The 13662-nt window shown below is 68.2% G+C and carries 14 protein-coding genes; 11 read left to right on the top strand and 3 right to left on the bottom strand.

What is annotated here, in order from left to right:
- The first annotated feature begins 40 nt into the window (after positions 1-40).
- The 5 genes from tig to KQ304_RS07565 all read left to right on the top strand — a co-directional run bounded on the left by tig (position 41) and on the right by KQ304_RS07565 (position 6111).
- Positions 41-1396 carry a trigger factor gene (gene tig, locus KQ304_RS07585; protein WP_259736490.1) on the top strand — a complete coding sequence of 452 codons (1356 nt, stop codon included), beginning with the start codon at positions 41-43 and terminating at the stop codon, positions 1394-1396.
- A 47-nt stretch (positions 1397-1443) separates the two neighbouring features.
- Positions 1444-2085, top strand: coding sequence for an ATP-dependent Clp endopeptidase proteolytic subunit ClpP (gene clpP / locus KQ304_RS07580; protein WP_259736489.1), 642 nt, complete (start codon positions 1444-1446; stop codon positions 2083-2085).
- A 90-nt stretch (positions 2086-2175) separates the two neighbouring features.
- The gene (gene clpX, locus KQ304_RS07575; protein WP_259736488.1) at positions 2176-3516 is read left to right on the top strand and encodes an ATP-dependent protease ATP-binding subunit ClpX; all 1341 of its coding nucleotides are present in this window, start codon (positions 2176-2178) and stop codon (positions 3514-3516) included.
- An 83-nt stretch (positions 3517-3599) separates the two neighbouring features.
- Positions 3600-4280 (top strand): lecithin retinol acyltransferase family protein, encoded by a 681-nt coding sequence (locus KQ304_RS07570; RefSeq protein WP_259736487.1) that lies wholly within the window; start codon positions 3600-3602, stop codon positions 4278-4280.
- A 34-nt stretch (positions 4281-4314) separates the two neighbouring features.
- A complete protein-coding gene (locus KQ304_RS07565; RefSeq protein ID WP_259736486.1) occupies positions 4315-6111 on the top strand; it encodes a DNA polymerase III subunit gamma/tau in 1797 nt (598 codons plus the stop codon).
- 10 nt (positions 6112-6121) lie between these two features.
- Here the strand turns inward: KQ304_RS07565 and KQ304_RS07560 are convergent, their stop codons facing one another.
- Both KQ304_RS07560 and KQ304_RS07555 read right to left on the bottom strand, forming a co-directional pair.
- Positions 6122-7549 (bottom strand): glycosyltransferase family 2 protein, encoded by a 1428-nt coding sequence (locus tag KQ304_RS07560; protein ID WP_259736485.1) that lies wholly within the window; start codon positions 7547-7549, stop codon positions 6122-6124.
- 55 nt (positions 7550-7604) lie between these two features.
- Positions 7605-9164, bottom strand: coding sequence for a SpoIID/LytB domain-containing protein (locus tag KQ304_RS07555; RefSeq protein WP_259736484.1), 1560 nt, complete (start codon positions 9162-9164; stop codon positions 7605-7607).
- A 94-nt stretch (positions 9165-9258) separates the two neighbouring features.
- Between KQ304_RS07555 and rpmI the strand changes: the two genes are divergently transcribed.
- The 3 genes from rpmI to KQ304_RS07540 are packed head-to-tail and all read left to right on the top strand — an operon-like array spanning position 9259 to position 10579.
- Complete coding sequence (gene rpmI / locus KQ304_RS07550) at positions 9259-9459, top strand: 50S ribosomal protein L35 (protein ID WP_094554864.1); 201 nt, start codon at positions 9259-9261, stop codon at positions 9457-9459.
- Between the two features lie 56 nt (positions 9460-9515).
- Positions 9516-9863, top strand: coding sequence for a 50S ribosomal protein L20 (gene rplT, locus KQ304_RS07545; protein ID WP_259736483.1), 348 nt, complete (start codon positions 9516-9518; stop codon positions 9861-9863).
- A gap of 53 nt (positions 9864-9916) precedes the next feature.
- On the top strand, positions 9917-10579 hold the full coding sequence (locus KQ304_RS07540) for a tetratricopeptide repeat protein (RefSeq protein ID WP_259736482.1): 663 nt from the start codon (positions 9917-9919) through the stop codon (positions 10577-10579).
- 32 nt (positions 10580-10611) lie between these two features.
- Here the strand turns inward: KQ304_RS07540 and KQ304_RS07535 are convergent, their stop codons facing one another.
- On the bottom strand, positions 10612-11172 hold the full coding sequence (locus tag KQ304_RS07535; protein WP_259736481.1) for a hypothetical protein: 561 nt from the start codon (positions 11170-11172) through the stop codon (positions 10612-10614).
- Between the two features lie 125 nt (positions 11173-11297).
- Here KQ304_RS07535 and KQ304_RS07530 point away from each other — a divergent pair, with 125 nt between their 5' ends.
- The 3 genes from KQ304_RS07530 to KQ304_RS07520 all read left to right on the top strand — a co-directional run bounded on the left by KQ304_RS07530 (position 11298) and on the right by KQ304_RS07520 (position 13640).
- A complete protein-coding gene (locus KQ304_RS07530; RefSeq protein ID WP_259736480.1) occupies positions 11298-12116 on the top strand; it encodes a thiazole synthase in 819 nt (272 codons plus the stop codon).
- 69 nt (positions 12117-12185) lie between these two features.
- Positions 12186-12353 (top strand): photosystem II assembly protein Psb34, encoded by a 168-nt coding sequence (gene psb34, locus KQ304_RS07525; RefSeq protein WP_259736479.1) that lies wholly within the window; start codon positions 12186-12188, stop codon positions 12351-12353.
- Between the two features lie 90 nt (positions 12354-12443).
- Positions 12444-13640, top strand: a complete 1197-nt coding sequence (locus tag KQ304_RS07520; RefSeq protein ID WP_259736478.1) for an NAD-dependent epimerase/dehydratase family protein — start codon at positions 12444-12446, stop codon at positions 13638-13640.
- Positions 13641-13662 lie beyond the last annotated feature (22 nt).

The following is a 13662-nucleotide window of genomic DNA, read 5'->3' as shown; positions in this document are numbered from 1 at the left end:
AGGATTCGGGGCTGCATCGCCGCGGCCCGACCGTTTCGCCATGAGCTCCGCCCTGAAGGTCAAGACCAGCCCCCGCCCCGGCAGCCGCCTGGCGCTGGAGGTGGCCGTCCCCGGCGGCCGCTCCCAGGCCAGCTATGAGGCCGCCGTGGTGAAACTGAGCCGCAGTGTGCGCCTGCCCGGGTTCCGCCAGGGCAAGGTGCCCCGTCCGGTGCTGCTCCAGCAGATCGGACCACTGCGGATCCGGGCCACCGCCCTGGAGGACCTGGTGGACAGCGTCTGGCGGGACGCCCTGGAGCAGGAGAAGATCGAGGCCCTCAGCAGCCCCGAGTTGAGCGAGGGCTTTGAGGCTCTGCTGGAGCGCTTCAACCCCGGCGAAGACCTCACACTCACCCTTGAGCTGGACGTGCAGCCCACCCCCAGCCTCAAGGCCACCAAGGGGCTGACAGCCGAAGCCGAGCTGATCAGCTACGACCCCGCACGGGTCGAGGAGATGCTGGAGCAATCGCGTCGCCAGCTGGCCACCCTGGTGCCTGTGGAAGATCGGCCGGCCGCCACGGGCGACGTGGCGGTGGTGTCCTTCAGCGGCTCTTTCGTGGACACCGGCGTGGCCATTGAAGGGGGCAGTTCCGATGCCATGGAGGTGGAGCTCGAGGAGCAGCGCATGATCCCCGGCTTCGTGGCGGGGATCCTCGGCATGGCCGTGGGCGAGGAGCGCGAGGTGAGCTGCCGCTTCCCCGACGACTACCCCCAGGAGGAAGCCCAGGGCCGCGAGGCCAGCTTCAGCATCACCCTCAAGGAACTCAAGGCACGCGAACTGCCGGCCCTCGATGACGCCTTCGCCAAGGAGGCCAGTGACAAGGAGACCCTCGAGGAACTCAGAGCCGACCTGGAGACCCGCCTGCGCGAGGACGCCGAACGGCGGGCCCGCAGCGGTCGCCACGACGCCCTGCTGGCGGCCCTGGTGGAGCAGCTGGAGGTGGACCTACCCGAGACCCTGATCCAGCAGGAGGTTCGCTCGCTGATCGAGCAGACCGCCTCCCAGATCGCCCAGCAGGGAATGGATGTCAAGAAGCTGTTCACCCCCGATCTGGTGCGCAGCCTGGTGGACAGCTCCCGTCCCGAGGCCGAGCAGCGCCTGCGGCGCAGCTTCGCCCTCAAGGCCCTGGCCGAAGCCGAAGACATCCGCCCGGAGGACGCCGCGATCGAGGCCAAGATGCAGGAGGTGAGTCAGGGTCTGAGCGACACCAGTTCGATCGATCCGCTGCGCCTGCGCGAAGCCGTGGCCGAAGACCTCCTGCGCGAGAAGCTGCTGGAGTGGCTTGAGGCCCACAGCACCCTCACCGAGAAGGCCCTAGAGGCCGAAGCGGCGGCGGCCGACGCCGACGACCAGGCCTGAAGCCGCCATAGATTGAACGCCTGCACCGTTTCCCCTGCCCCGGCCGCGTGATCGAAGCCCTTCGCTCCCATCCGATCCACAACAGCTGGCAGGCCTCGCCAGGGGTGTTGCCCACGGTGGTGGAGCAGTCCGGACGCGGTGAACGGGCGTTTGACATCTACTCCCGCTTGCTGCGGGAGCGGATCATCTTCCTGGGCACCGGCATCGACGATCAGGTGGCCGATTCCCTGGTGGCCCAGCTCCTGTTCCTCGAAGCCGAGGATCCTGAGAAGGACATCCAGATCTACGTCAACTCACCGGGCGGCTCCGTCACGGCAGGGCTGGCGATCTACGACACCATGCAGCAGGTGGCACCGGATGTGGTGACCATCTGTTACGGCCTGGCGGCCAGCATGGGGGCTTTTCTGCTCTGCAGTGGCGCCAAGGGCAAGCGCATGGCCCTGCCCAGCGCGCGGATCATGATCCACCAGCCCCTGGGCGGCGCCCAGGGCCAGGCGGTCGACATCGAGATTCAGGCCAAGGAGATCCTGTTCCTCAAGGACACCCTCAACGGTCTGATGGCGGAGCACACCGGTCAGCCCCTCGAGAAGATTGCAGAAGACACCGACCGGGACTACTTTTTGTCTCCGCCCGAGGCCGTCAGCTACGGATTGATCGATCGTGTCGTGGATGACACGACTCCGCTCTGATCCCTAGGTTCTGCTGAGACACTCCGGGTACCGGCCAATCCTGGACGGCCGATCCAAGCCCCAACCCCCTGACCAGGACGCCCCAGCCCGATGCCCAAGTTCGACGCCCACCTCAAGTGCTCGTTCTGCGGCAAATCTCAGGAGCAGGTGCGCAAGCTGATCGCTGGCCCAGGGGTCTACATCTGCGACGAGTGCATCGATCTCTGCAACGAGATCCTCGATGAAGAACTGGTGGAGAGCCATGGCAGCGCCAGGCCCCACAACGACCACGGGCGTAAGCCAGCCGTCAAGAAGAGCAGCAAGCCTGCCCCCACCCTGGCGAACATCCCCAGGCCCCAGGAGATCAAGTCCTTCCTGGATCAACAGGTGGTGGGCCAGGACGAGGCCAAGAAGGTGCTCTCCGTGGCCGTCTACAACCACTACAAGCGCCTGGCCTGGCAGGGCGACGGCAAGGGCGAAACCGACCGCAGTGCCACCCGCCTGCACAAGTCGAACATCCTGCTGATCGGCCCCACCGGCTGCGGCAAGACCCTGCTGGCCCAGACGCTGGCCGAACTGCTCGACGTGCCCTTCGCCGTGGCCGACGCCACCACCCTCACCGAGGCGGGCTATGTGGGGGAAGACGTGGAGAACATCCTGCTGCGCCTGCTGCAGAAGGCCGATCTCGATGTGGAGCAGGCCCAGCGCGGCATCATCTACATCGATGAGATCGACAAGATCGCCCGCAAGAGCGAGAACCCTTCGATCACCCGTGATGTGTCGGGGGAAGGGGTGCAGCAGGCCCTGCTGAAGATGCTGGAGGGCACCGTGGCCAACGTGCCGCCCCAGGGGGGCCGCAAGCATCCCTACCAGGACTGCATCCAGATCGACACCAGCCAGATCCTGTTCATCTGCGGCGGCGCCTTTGTGGGCCTCGAAGATGTGGTGCAGCGGCGCCTGGGCCGTAATTCGATCGGCTTCCTGCCTGCCGACGGCCGCGGCCGGGGCCATCGCGAAATCAAGGCCAGCCAGGTGCTGCGTCACCTGGAACCCGACGATCTGGTGCGCTACGGCCTGATTCCAGAGTTCACCGGCCGGCTGCCCGTGAGCGCCGTGCTCGAGCCCCTGGATGTGCGCTCGCTGGAGTCGATCCTCACCGAACCCCGCGACGCCCTTGTCAAGCAGTTCCAGACGCTGATGAGCATGGACAGCGTGCGCCTGGAGTTCGAACCCGGCGCCATCGAAGCCATTGCCCACGAAGCCCACCGCCGCCGCACCGGTGCCCGGGCCCTGCGCGGCATCGTCGAGGAGCTGATGCTGGATCTGATGTACGAGCTCCCCTCCAACAGTGAGGTCAGCACCTACACGATCACCCGTGAGCTGGTGGAGCAGCGCAGCAAAGCCAAGGTGCTGCCCTATCCCAGCGTGGTCACGCAGCAGGAATCGGCCTGAGCGGCAATCCCCCCTCGACCGTCCTTGCTCTGCCCACAGGCCCGGCGGCAGGCTGAAACGGTCCTGTTCCGCAATCACGGCCCATGGCAGCCGCCGACCATCTCCAGGTGCCCAGGCAGCATGGGCTGTTCAACCACCACGGCATCGACCTGGGCGACGGCAGCGTGGCCCATTACCTGGAGGGTCGGGCGATTCTGCGTTCGCCGCTGCTGGAGTTCAGCCGCGGTGAGCCCCTGACGGTGGTGGCCTACGACCCCGCCGAGATCTCGGCGCCGGGCATGACCCTGCGCCGAGCCATGGGCCGGCTGGGGGAGCAGCGCTACAACCTGATCTTCAACAACTGCGAACACTTCGCCATCTGGTGCAAGACGGGCCGGCACCGCAGCGCCCAGGTGGAGGGCTGGCTGCACACCGGCAGCCTCGGGGCCCTGATGCTCGGCCAGCTGGTGCCGGCGGCCCTGATCACCGGCGTGCGCCTGCTGCTTCGGCAGGGCCTCAACCTGGATGGGGAGCAGCTGGAGAAGGGCCGGACCCTGGCCCTGCAGAGCCTGGAGCAGCTCGATGGCCTGCGCCTGAAGCTGCAGCAGAAGCTGGAAGCAGAGCTGGCCCGGGCGGAAGCTCGCTGGGGGGAGGGCCAGGACGGCCCTTCGGAGCCATTCAGTCAGCTGCGCCTGGCGGCCCAGAACCTGGCCGACCAGCTCGAGGAGGTGGAGGAGATGGAGGCACGCCTGGAGCGGCTGCTGGCGCCCAAACCCGCTGAGTAGCCTCAGGGGCCAGGCCGTCCGGGGAGCAGCCTCCATGACCCAGACCCGGGCCTACCTGCCCCTGCCCCAGAAGTACAGACCCCAGCGCTTCGACCAGCTGGTGGGCCAGGAGGCCGTCGCCTCCACCCTCAGCAGTGCCCTGCGCCAGAACCGGATCGCGCCGGCCTACCTCTTCAGCGGTCCCCGGGGCACGGGCAAGACCTCCAGCGCCCGGATCCTGGCCCGTTCGCTCAATTGCCTCTCGGCCACGGGGCCCACCCCCGAGCCCTGCGGCAGCTGTGAGCTCTGCCGCTCGATCACCGCCGGCAACGCCCTCGATGTGATCGAAATCGATGCCGCCTCCAACACCGGCGTCGACAACATCCGCGAACTGATCGAGCGCTCCCGCTTCGCGCCGGTTCAGGCCCGCTGGAAGGTCTACGTGATCGATGAGTGCCACATGCTCTCGACCGCCGCCTTCAACGCCCTGCTCAAGACCCTGGAGGAACCACCGCCACGGGTGGTGTTCGTGCTGGCCACCACCGATCCCCAGCGGGTGCTGCCCACGATCCTCTCCCGCTGCCAGCGCTTCGACTTCCGCCGCATTCCCCTGGAGGCTCTGGAGGGTCATCTGCGCTTCATCGCCAGCGAAGAGGAGATCGGCATCACCCCCGAAGCCCTGCACGTGGTGGCCCTGCGGGCCCAGGGGGGGCTGCGCGATGCCGAGAGCCTGCTGGATCAGCTCAGCCTGCTGAGCGCGCCGATCGAGGCCGCGGCGGTGTGGGAGCTGCTGGGCGCTGTACCGGAGCAGGAGCTGCTCGAACTGGTGGCCGCCATGGGGGAGGGCGATCCCCTGGGCCTTCTCGAGACCTGCCGGCGCCTGCTGGAGCGAGGCCGCGAGCCCGGAGCCGTACTGCAAGGGCTCGCCAGCCTGCTGCGGGATCTGGTGCTGGCCGGTGTGGCCCCGGACCGGCTGGAACTGACCGCGGTCAGCGTCCAGCTGCAACCGCTGTTGCCCGAGCAGGCCCGCCGCATCGGCAAAGCGCGGCTGCTGAACTGGCAGGCCCAGCTCAAGGGCAGTGAACAGCAGCTGCGCCAGAGCGCCCAACCCAGGCTGTGGCTGGAGGTGCTGCTGCTGGGACTGCTGGCGGAGCCGGCGGCGGCAGCCACGGCGGCGACTGTTTCGGCGACGGCGGCGGCACGACCGCGCGCGCCGGCCCCGGCAGTCCCCCAGCCGGCAGAAGCGCCAAGGGCCGTCGAAGCCACGGTCCCAGCGCCTGCCCCGGTCCCAGTCCCGATCCCAGTCCCAGTCGGCAGCTCAGCCAGCCCGGCACCCGGACAGGAGCCTCAGGATCTCGGCGAGCTCTGGCAGCAGATCCTCTCCAGCCTGGAGTTGCCCTCCACCCGCATGCTGCTCTCCCAGCAGGCCTCCCTGCTGCGCCTCGATGATCAGCGGGCGGTGGTGCGGGTGAGCAGCAAGTGGATCGCCATGGTGCAGAGCCGCCTGCCTCTGCTGGAAACGGCGCTGGACCAGGCCCTGGGCAGCCCCCGCCAGGTGTTGCTGGAGGCCTCCGACCAGCCCAGCAACCCCGTGGTCCCTCCAGCCGGGACAGCCAGGCCCGTGGTGGCGAGGTCCAGCGGAGCACCACCGGCTGTGGGGCCATCGATGGCAGCGCCTGTGGTTCGCCCTCCTTCTCCTTCACCCACTCCAGTGGCGCTGGCTCCTCAGCCCACGGCCGCGCCAGCTGCAGGGGACCCAGCCCCTGATCGGCCTGAGCGCCAGCCGCTCGATGTTCAGGCCCGCCGCCTGGCCGACTTCTTCAACGGCGAGGTGGTGAGCCTGGAGGAGTGAACCGGCCAGCTCAGGAGGGTTGGCTGGAGGGATCCGGGAGCGGATCAGCCAGGGGATCGATGCTGCCGCTGAGATCGTCGGCGTTGCCCTCCATGGCGGTCTCGCCTCCCAGGTGCTGCGTCTTGGCCCAGACCAGCCGCTTGGGCAGAAGGGCCATGCGCAGAGTGACCCAGGGGATGACCACGAACCAATGCATGAGGTAGGTGATCCCCAGAGCGCCCGCCAGGGGGGTCATCGCCGGCAGCGGGGGGCCTGCGCTGGGTCGGCGGCAGCCCGCCACCGTGGCTGCACCGGAGAGGCCGAGGGCCACGATCGAGAGGGGCCAGACCGTGGGGGCCGTGCGGGTGACCAGGGCAGTGAGCAGGTCGACAACCGAGACCATCGGCAGCACGTACTGCAGCAGGAAGAAGCTGCTGAGGTCGAGCTTCTGGGCCGGATTCAGGCGATCCGAGAGCAGCCCCGGCCAGTAGTCAAAGAAGCGCTGCAGGCCGCCTTCCGCCCAGCGCTGACGCTGGCGCCAGAGGGCCGGGAGGGTGAGCACCGCCTCCTCCTCCACCGGGGGATCCCAGAGCACGCCCACGGGCTCACCGGCCAGCAACAGACGAAAACTGAGGTCGAGGTCGTCGGTGACGGTGTCCTCATTGAACCCACCCACCCGGGTGATCGCATCCCGGCGCAGCAACTGACCGTTGCCCCGCAATTCCGCCACCCCACCGCTCGCCAGCCGGCCCTCCTGGACCACCGCATCGAGGGCCATTTCCATCGCCTGGGCACGGGTGAGCAGGTTGCAACCCCCATTCACCACCGCCTTGCGCAATTGCATCGCCGACCAGCCGTCCTGCTCCGCCCGGGGAATCAAGCGCTCGAGCAGATCCTCCTGCAGGCCCGCATCGGCATCGAGCACCAGCATCCAGCGTCCTTCCAGCTGCTCCAACACCGCGTTGAGAGCGCCTGATTTGCCACCGCCGGCATGGCGGGGGCGGCGCAGCACCCGCAGCATCGGTGTGCTGGCTTCGAGGGCCTGGAGCAGCTCGGGCGTGCGGTCCTCGCTGCCGTCGTCCACCACCCAGAGGCGCAGCGCCCCCTGGCGGTAGCGCAGGCGGCTGACCCGCTCCACCAGCCGACCGACCACGGCCTGTTCATCGCGGGCCGCCACCACCACATCCACCGCTGGCCAGGGCCCCGGCCAGAGGCCATCAGCGCCGCTGGCCCCAGGGGCTGATCCATCGGCTGAGCCCTGCGCCCGGTTACGGCGCCAGAGCTGCCCCAGCACGGTGCGGAACACGTAGGCACCCAGCAGCAGCGTGAGGCTGGCGGCGGGCAGAAGGTTGCGGGGCGGCTCCAGCCAGTGGGGTGCAGCACCGGCCCAGCCGCAGAGCACAACGAACAGGGCGGCTTTGCCGCGGCGACCTCTGGGGCTGAAACCGGTGGCTGTCATGGCAACTCCGTCATGGCAAGCGCGCCGGCGTGGCTGGTCCGCGTCGGAGTGAACTCTAAAGGCCCCCACTGAGGGCTTCGACAGTCACCAGTTCGGTGCCCGGGTAATAGCGCTCCAGGATCCTGTTCTGGGTCCAGCCGCGGCCGCCCAGATCGATGGCCCCCTGCTGCGAAAGGCCGGCGCCATGGCCGAAACCACCACCGCTGAAACTCCAGCGGCCGGGTCCATCGGCCTGGACCACAAAGAGGGTGCTCGGCAGTTGCCGGAAGGTGCGGCGAATGGCGTCACGGCGCAGCACCTGCTGGCCGCTGCTGCCCACCACCGAGAGGGCCAGCACCCGCCCGCTGGGGCCGCGCTCGAGCACCTTGATCTCCCGGGGTTCGCCAACGCCGCCGGGTCCCTTCTCCAGCGACTGGCGAATGCGGGTGACATCCAGCTGGCGATTCCAGCGAAACAGGGGATGGTCAGCTCCGTAGGCGCTGCCTCCCTGGCGCAGCAGCTCCGGCAGAGAGGCCGCGGGCAGGGGCAGGGCAAAGCGCTGGGCAAAGGCCGGCGGCCCGTCGGGACGAGCCTGGAGGTAGGGCGAGGGAGGGCCGCTCCAGACCTCCTCGAATCCGGCCGAAATGCCGCCATTGCTGGCGTGGTACACCGCGTGAATGGGCTGGCCCTGCCAGCTCAGCACCTGGCCGCGGGTGGCTTCCACTGCACGGCGCACGGCAGCACCGGCCTGGCGCGGATCCGCATACACCTGGCACTGGGTGTCCGAGCAGAGGTGATAGCCATCGACGTCGTAGCGATGGCTGTTGCGCAGCGCCCAGGTGCGGGCCAGGATCGCCTGGGCCGCCAGGGCGGCCGCTGGCGAGCCGGCGCCGATCTCGTGGGGGACCACTCCCAGCAGGTAGCGCTCCAGCGGCACCTGCTCGATCAGGCTCCAGCCGCCGTAGGCATTGGCCTGCAGGCGGAAAGGTCCCTGGAACACGCCCTTGCCCCAGCTCAGGCCCTGGGGGGCCCTCAGGCGCAGGGGACCCTGCAGGGCCACCACGCTGCCGTCAGCCGCCGTGGCCTCCAGCTCCAGGCGGGTTGTTTCCTCCCGCGCCCAGGCCCTGGCCTGAAATCCCTCGGGGGGAGCCGTGCGGGCGGGCGCCCACACTTCCCACTCGGCCGGATGGGCGATCACGGGCTCCACGCCGAGCGAGCGCCAGGCGGAGGCGGCCTGATCCGCCGTTTCAAAACTGGGGAAAGGGCCCATCACCGTGCGCTCCAGCAGCAGGGGCTCCGGCAGGGGCCGCTGGCGCCAGCGCAGGCTCAGGCTGGGGCCCTGGAGCTTGCGGCCACTGGCGTCCTCGAGTTCAAGGCTGCCGGCGGCGGCCTTGAGCCGCAGCGGGGGAGCCTTGGCAGCCGCCACTCCGGGCGCCGGCCCGAGCCTGGCGCCCAGGGCGACCCAGAGCACTGGCTGGCTGCGCTCGATGGCGGGACGGGGGGAGGTGGGCCAGTACATGGCCGCTGCGGGCATGGCCTGGCAGCCCGGGGCCAGCAGCAGAGAACTGCCCAGGCCCATGGCGAGGGGCGCCAGACGGGGCAGGCAGAGCGGCGAGGGAGGAGCGGGAAATCGCATGGAAAAACCGTACGGCCGAGCGGGGAATCCTGGGGGAGTTGGCGGATGGGACAACCACGTCGTACTTTGGTTGTTTGTGAATGGGGCGCCAGACATGCCGAAGCTCAAGACCCGCCGAGCAGCTGCCAAGCGGTTCAAGGTCACCGGCAGTGGCAAGTTCATGCGTCGGCGTGCCTTTCACAACCACCTGCTCGATCACAAGAGCCCCAAGCGCAAGCGTTATCTCGGCACCATGGCGGTCGTCGATGAGCGCGATGCCGACAACGTGAGCCGCATGCTCCCCTACGCAGGCTGAGACGCCTGGTGAAAGCCGGCAGCTCCTGATTCCCACCGTTCCACTGAGAGATTTTCATGGCCCGCGTCAAGAGGGGCAATGTCGCCCGCAAACGCCGTAACAAGGTCCTGCGCCTCGCCCGAGGCTTCCAGGGCGGCAACGGCAGCCTGTTCCGCACCGCGAACCAGCGGGTGATGAAGGCCCTCTGCAATGCCTACCGCGACCGTCGCCGGCGCAAGCGCGACTTCCGTCGTCTCTGGATTGCCCGCATCAACGCCGCCGCTCGCCTCAACGGCCTGAGCTACAGCCGCCTGATCGGTGGTCTCAAGCGCTCCGATGTGCAGCTGAACCGCAAGATGCTCGCCCAGCTCGCCCTGGCCGATCCCGGCAGCTTCAGCGCCGTGGTGGGCGCCGCCAACGCCTGAACTTCAGGCTTCCCTAACCAACTCCGCGCACTCAGCCAACCCCCGCAGGCCCGATGGACCTTCTCCTTCCACAGGCCTATCTGATCGGCCTGATCGTTCTGCTGGGGGGTGCCGCCGTGGTGGTCGGCCTGCAGGTCTGGCGGGTGCGGGCGGATGAAGTCCGCCTGGCCAAGCTGGAGGTGCAGATCAAGGACGATCCCAAGGATTCCGCCACGCTCTACGAACTGGCCTCGGTTCAGCTGCGCAAACGCCTCTACGACCAGGCGGTTGACACGCTCAAGCTGGCGTTGAAGCGCTCGGACGGTGAACCGGGGGAAGCCCGCGCGCTGATCCAGAATGCGCTCGGTTTCGCTCTGGCGGCCCAGGGCAACCATGCCGCAGCCACCCGTCACTACAAATCGGCCCTACAGGCCAAAGCCGACTATCCGGTGGCCCTGAACAACCTGGGCTATGCCCTGGAGCGCCAGTCGCTGACAGAGGAGGCTCGGCAGGCCTACAACCAGGCTCTGATCCTTGATCCCGGCAACAAGACCACCAGCAAGCGCCTGAAGCTGCTGGATCGCCGTTTCCCTGCCGAAATCATTGAGCCGGCTGGGCCCGCCCAGGGGATGGGTCCTGCAAGCCTGCGATCCAGCACTGGCAGAAAATCCGGATCTGGCGCCACCGGCTCCGGCAAAAGCGACAAAGACGCCTCGGGGCCGAAGAAAGCGGCCTGAGGCTGGAACTCACACTCACCTGAGGCTGGCGCTCACCACAGACCGCGCACCGGAGCACCGCCGGACGGGCTGCCGGCTGGTGGGACCACAGGGCGCAGATCGAAGCGGCCGCCGGGATTGGTCAGCCGTGGCGCGACCCAACCCGCCAGCTCCAGCCCCTGCACACCGCTGATCTCACCACCGGACTCCATGCCACCGACCTCGCAGTCGCAGAGCATCAGCAGATCCAGCTGGTCAGATTTGGCGTTGAGGTTGCCCTGGACCGCCACGGTGGTGTCTCCCACCTGCATCTCACCGCGCAGATCGACCATCTGGCCCATGGGGGTGGCCTCCATCAGGACCAGCTGCACCGGCAGGGGAACCCCGCCACTGAAGGAGCGGTAGACGCCGGACCAGACCCTGGGCAGGTCGCGGGCCAGATCGACAGCGCGTCCCATGGGGTCGAAGGTTTCCACCGGCCCCAGCTCGGTCTCAAAGACCTGCGCCGCGGCTGAGGGTGGTGCTCCGAAGGGCACAACGCTGCCCACCGGCAGGGGGTTCATGGCCAGCTGAGGGTCGGCTGCAGCCAGCAGCAGCGGCAGAAGCAGCGGCATCGGAACGGTTCAGGGCACGAAGGTTCAGGCTAAGGGCGAAGGGGCCACCTGGAGCGCGGCAGCGGCCGCCGAGTCCGCTGTTCGCGGTAGTTTCGCGACCTGGCAGGGGCTTTGACGACATCCCAATGAACAGCGACACCCTGGTGATCGCGGGACGATCCTTCCGCAGCCGACTGATGACCGGCACCGGCAAATACCCGAGCCTGGAGGCGATGAAAGCCAGCCTGGAGGCCAGCTCCTGCGAGATCGTCACCGTGGCGGTGCGGCGGGTGCAGTCGCTGGCCGCTGGCCATGGGGGCCTGATCGAGGCCATCGACTGGAGCCGCCACTGGATGCTGCCCAACACCGCCGGATGCGCCAGCGCCGAGGAGGCGGTGCGGGTGGCACGGCTGGGACGGGAGTTGGCCCGGCTGGCCGGCCAGGAGGACAACAACTTCGTGAAGCTGGAGGTGATCCCGGACAGCCGCCACCTGCTGCCGGATCCGATCGGCACCCTCGAGGCCGCCGAAATCCTGGTGCGGGAAGGCTTCGTGGTGCTCCCCTACATCAATGCCGATCCGATGCTGGCCCGGCGGCTGGAGGAGGCCGGCTGCGCCACGGTGATGCCTCTGGGCTCTCCGATCGGCTCCGGCCAGGGGATCCGCAATGCGGCCAACATCGCCCTGATCATCGAGAGTGCCCGCATTCCCGTGGTGGTGGACGCCGGCATCGGCGTTCCCAGCGAAGCGGCCCAGGCCATGGAGATGGGCGCCGATGCCCTGCTGATCAACAGCGCCATCGCCCTGGCCGGCGATCCTGCAGCCATGGCCCGTGCCATGGCCATGGCCACCGAGGCGGGCCGCAGCGCTTACCGGGCCGGACGGCTGCCGGTGCGTTCCGAAGCCAGCGCCAGCTCACCGCAGCAGGGCCTGGTGGGCGCTGCCGGCCAGGCTCAGGTCCCGTAACAGTCCTTCTCAGGGCGGAGTCAAGGCCGCTGACACTGGGTAACTTTCGGGTTCCCCCGCACCTCAGCCATGTCGGTCACCAAGGAAGACGGCGGCAAACTCAATGCCTTCGCCAGGGAGCCGCGCATGGAGGTGATCGAGACGGGGACTGGGCGCAGCCGCTCCACCACCGTCCTGCTGCTGGCGGGCCTGGCCCTGGTGCTGGTGATGGTGGCGGTGGCCGCGGGGATCAGCTGAGCTGCTGAAAGCCAGCCGCCGGCTTGGGGTGCGGAACGCCTGTAGTAGCTTGCCCCGAGGAGCATCGGCTCGTTCAGCAGGAGTTCAGACGTGAAGGTTCTCGTTCTCGGCGGCGACGGCTTCTGCGGCTGGCCGTGCTGCGTGAATCTGGCCGAGGCCGGCCACGACGTGGTCATGGTCGACAACCTCAGCCGGCGCAAGATTGATGTGGATCTTGGGGTGGAATCCCTGACCCCGATCGCCACCGTCCATGACCGCCTGCGGGCCTGGGAGGAGACGGGTGGCCGCGCCATCCGCTTCGTGCACCTGGACATCGCCCAGGACTACCAGCTGCTGCTGGAGCTGCTGCGCAGCGAGCGGCCCGAGGCCGTGGTCCATTTCGCCGAGCAGCGGGCTGCGCCCTACTCGATGAAATCGAGTACCACCAAGCGCTACACCGTCGACAACAACGTCAACGGCACCCATAACCTGCTCTGCGCGATCGTTGAGAGCGGCCTCGACATTCACATCGTCCACCTGGGCACCATGGGGGTCTACGGCTATGGCTCCCACCGCGGCGCCACGATTCCCGAGGGCTACCTCACCGTGGAGGTGCCCCAGGCCGACGGCAGCCGCTTCCGCGAGAAGATCCTGCATCCCACGGATCCGGGCAGCGTCTATCACATGACCAAAACGCTGGATCAGCTGCTTTTTTACTACTACAACAAGAACGACGGCATCCGCGTCACCGACCTGCATCAGGGCATCGTCTGGGGCACCAACACCGATCTCACCGATCGGGACCCCCGCCTGGTGAACCGCTTCGACTACGACGGCGATTACGGCACGGTGCTCAATCGCTTCCTGATGCAGGCCGCGATCGGCTATCCCCTCAGCGTTCACGGCACCGGCGGCCAGACCCGCGCCTTCATTCACATCCGTGATTCGGTCAAGTGCGTGGAGCTGGCGATCGATCACCCGCCCAGCTCCGGCGAGAAGGTGCGCATCTACAACCAGATGACCGAAAGCCACAAGGTCAAGGACCTGGCGGAGAAGGTGGCGGCGGTCACCGGCGCTCAGGTGAGCCATCTGCCCAATCCGCGCAAGGAGGCGATCGAAAATGATCTGATCGTCGACAACCGCTGTCTGATCGAGCTGGGTCTCAAGCCCACCACCCTGGAAGATGGCCTGCTCAGCGAAGTGGTGGATGTGGCCCGGCGCTGGGCCGACCGCTGCGACCGCTCACGCATCCCCTGCGTATCCTCCTGGACCACCACCCAGGCGGCGGCCCTCAAGGCCGTCGTCTGAGCCGAGGACCATGCCCCGACTG

Source organism: Synechococcus sp. CS-1329, from assembly GCF_025128055.1.
Taxonomy (GTDB): domain Bacteria; phylum Cyanobacteriota; class Cyanobacteriia; order PCC-6307; family Cyanobiaceae; genus Regnicoccus_A.
The sequence above is the reverse complement of the archived record's forward strand: the minus strand, read 5'-3'. Positions and strand labels throughout refer to the sequence as shown.

What these genes read in the sequence shown, in the direction of transcription:
- tig (WP_259736490.1), top strand. Translation starts at nt 41, where the DNA reads ATGAGCTCCGCCCTGAAGGTCAAGACCAGCCCCCGCCCCGGCAGCCGC.
- clpX (WP_259736488.1), top strand. Translation starts at nt 2,176, where the DNA reads ATGCCCAAGTTCGACGCCCACCTCAAGTGCTCGTTCTGCGGCAAATCT.
- KQ304_RS07570 (WP_259736487.1), top strand. Translation starts at nt 3,600, where the DNA reads ATGGCAGCCGCCGACCATCTCCAGGTGCCCAGGCAGCATGGGCTGTTC.
- KQ304_RS07565 (WP_259736486.1), top strand. Translation starts at nt 4,315, where the DNA reads ATGACCCAGACCCGGGCCTACCTGCCCCTGCCCCAGAAGTACAGACCC.
- KQ304_RS07560 (WP_259736485.1), bottom strand. Translation starts at nt 7,549, where the DNA reads ATGACAGCCACCGGTTTCAGCCCCAGAGGTCGCCGCGGCAAAGCCGCC.
- KQ304_RS07555 (WP_259736484.1), bottom strand. Translation starts at nt 9,164, where the DNA reads ATGCGATTTCCCGCTCCTCCCTCGCCGCTCTGCCTGCCCCGTCTGGCG.
- rpmI (WP_094554864.1), top strand. Translation starts at nt 9,259, where the DNA reads ATGCCGAAGCTCAAGACCCGCCGAGCAGCTGCCAAGCGGTTCAAGGTC.
- rplT (WP_259736483.1), top strand. Translation starts at nt 9,516, where the DNA reads ATGGCCCGCGTCAAGAGGGGCAATGTCGCCCGCAAACGCCGTAACAAG.
- KQ304_RS07540 (WP_259736482.1), top strand. Translation starts at nt 9,917, where the DNA reads ATGGACCTTCTCCTTCCACAGGCCTATCTGATCGGCCTGATCGTTCTG.
- KQ304_RS07535 (WP_259736481.1), bottom strand. Translation starts at nt 11,172, where the DNA reads ATGCCGCTGCTTCTGCCGCTGCTGCTGGCTGCAGCCGACCCTCAGCTG.
- KQ304_RS07530 (WP_259736480.1), top strand. Translation starts at nt 11,298, where the DNA reads ATGAACAGCGACACCCTGGTGATCGCGGGACGATCCTTCCGCAGCCGA.
- psb34 (WP_259736479.1), top strand. Translation starts at nt 12,186, where the DNA reads ATGTCGGTCACCAAGGAAGACGGCGGCAAACTCAATGCCTTCGCCAGG.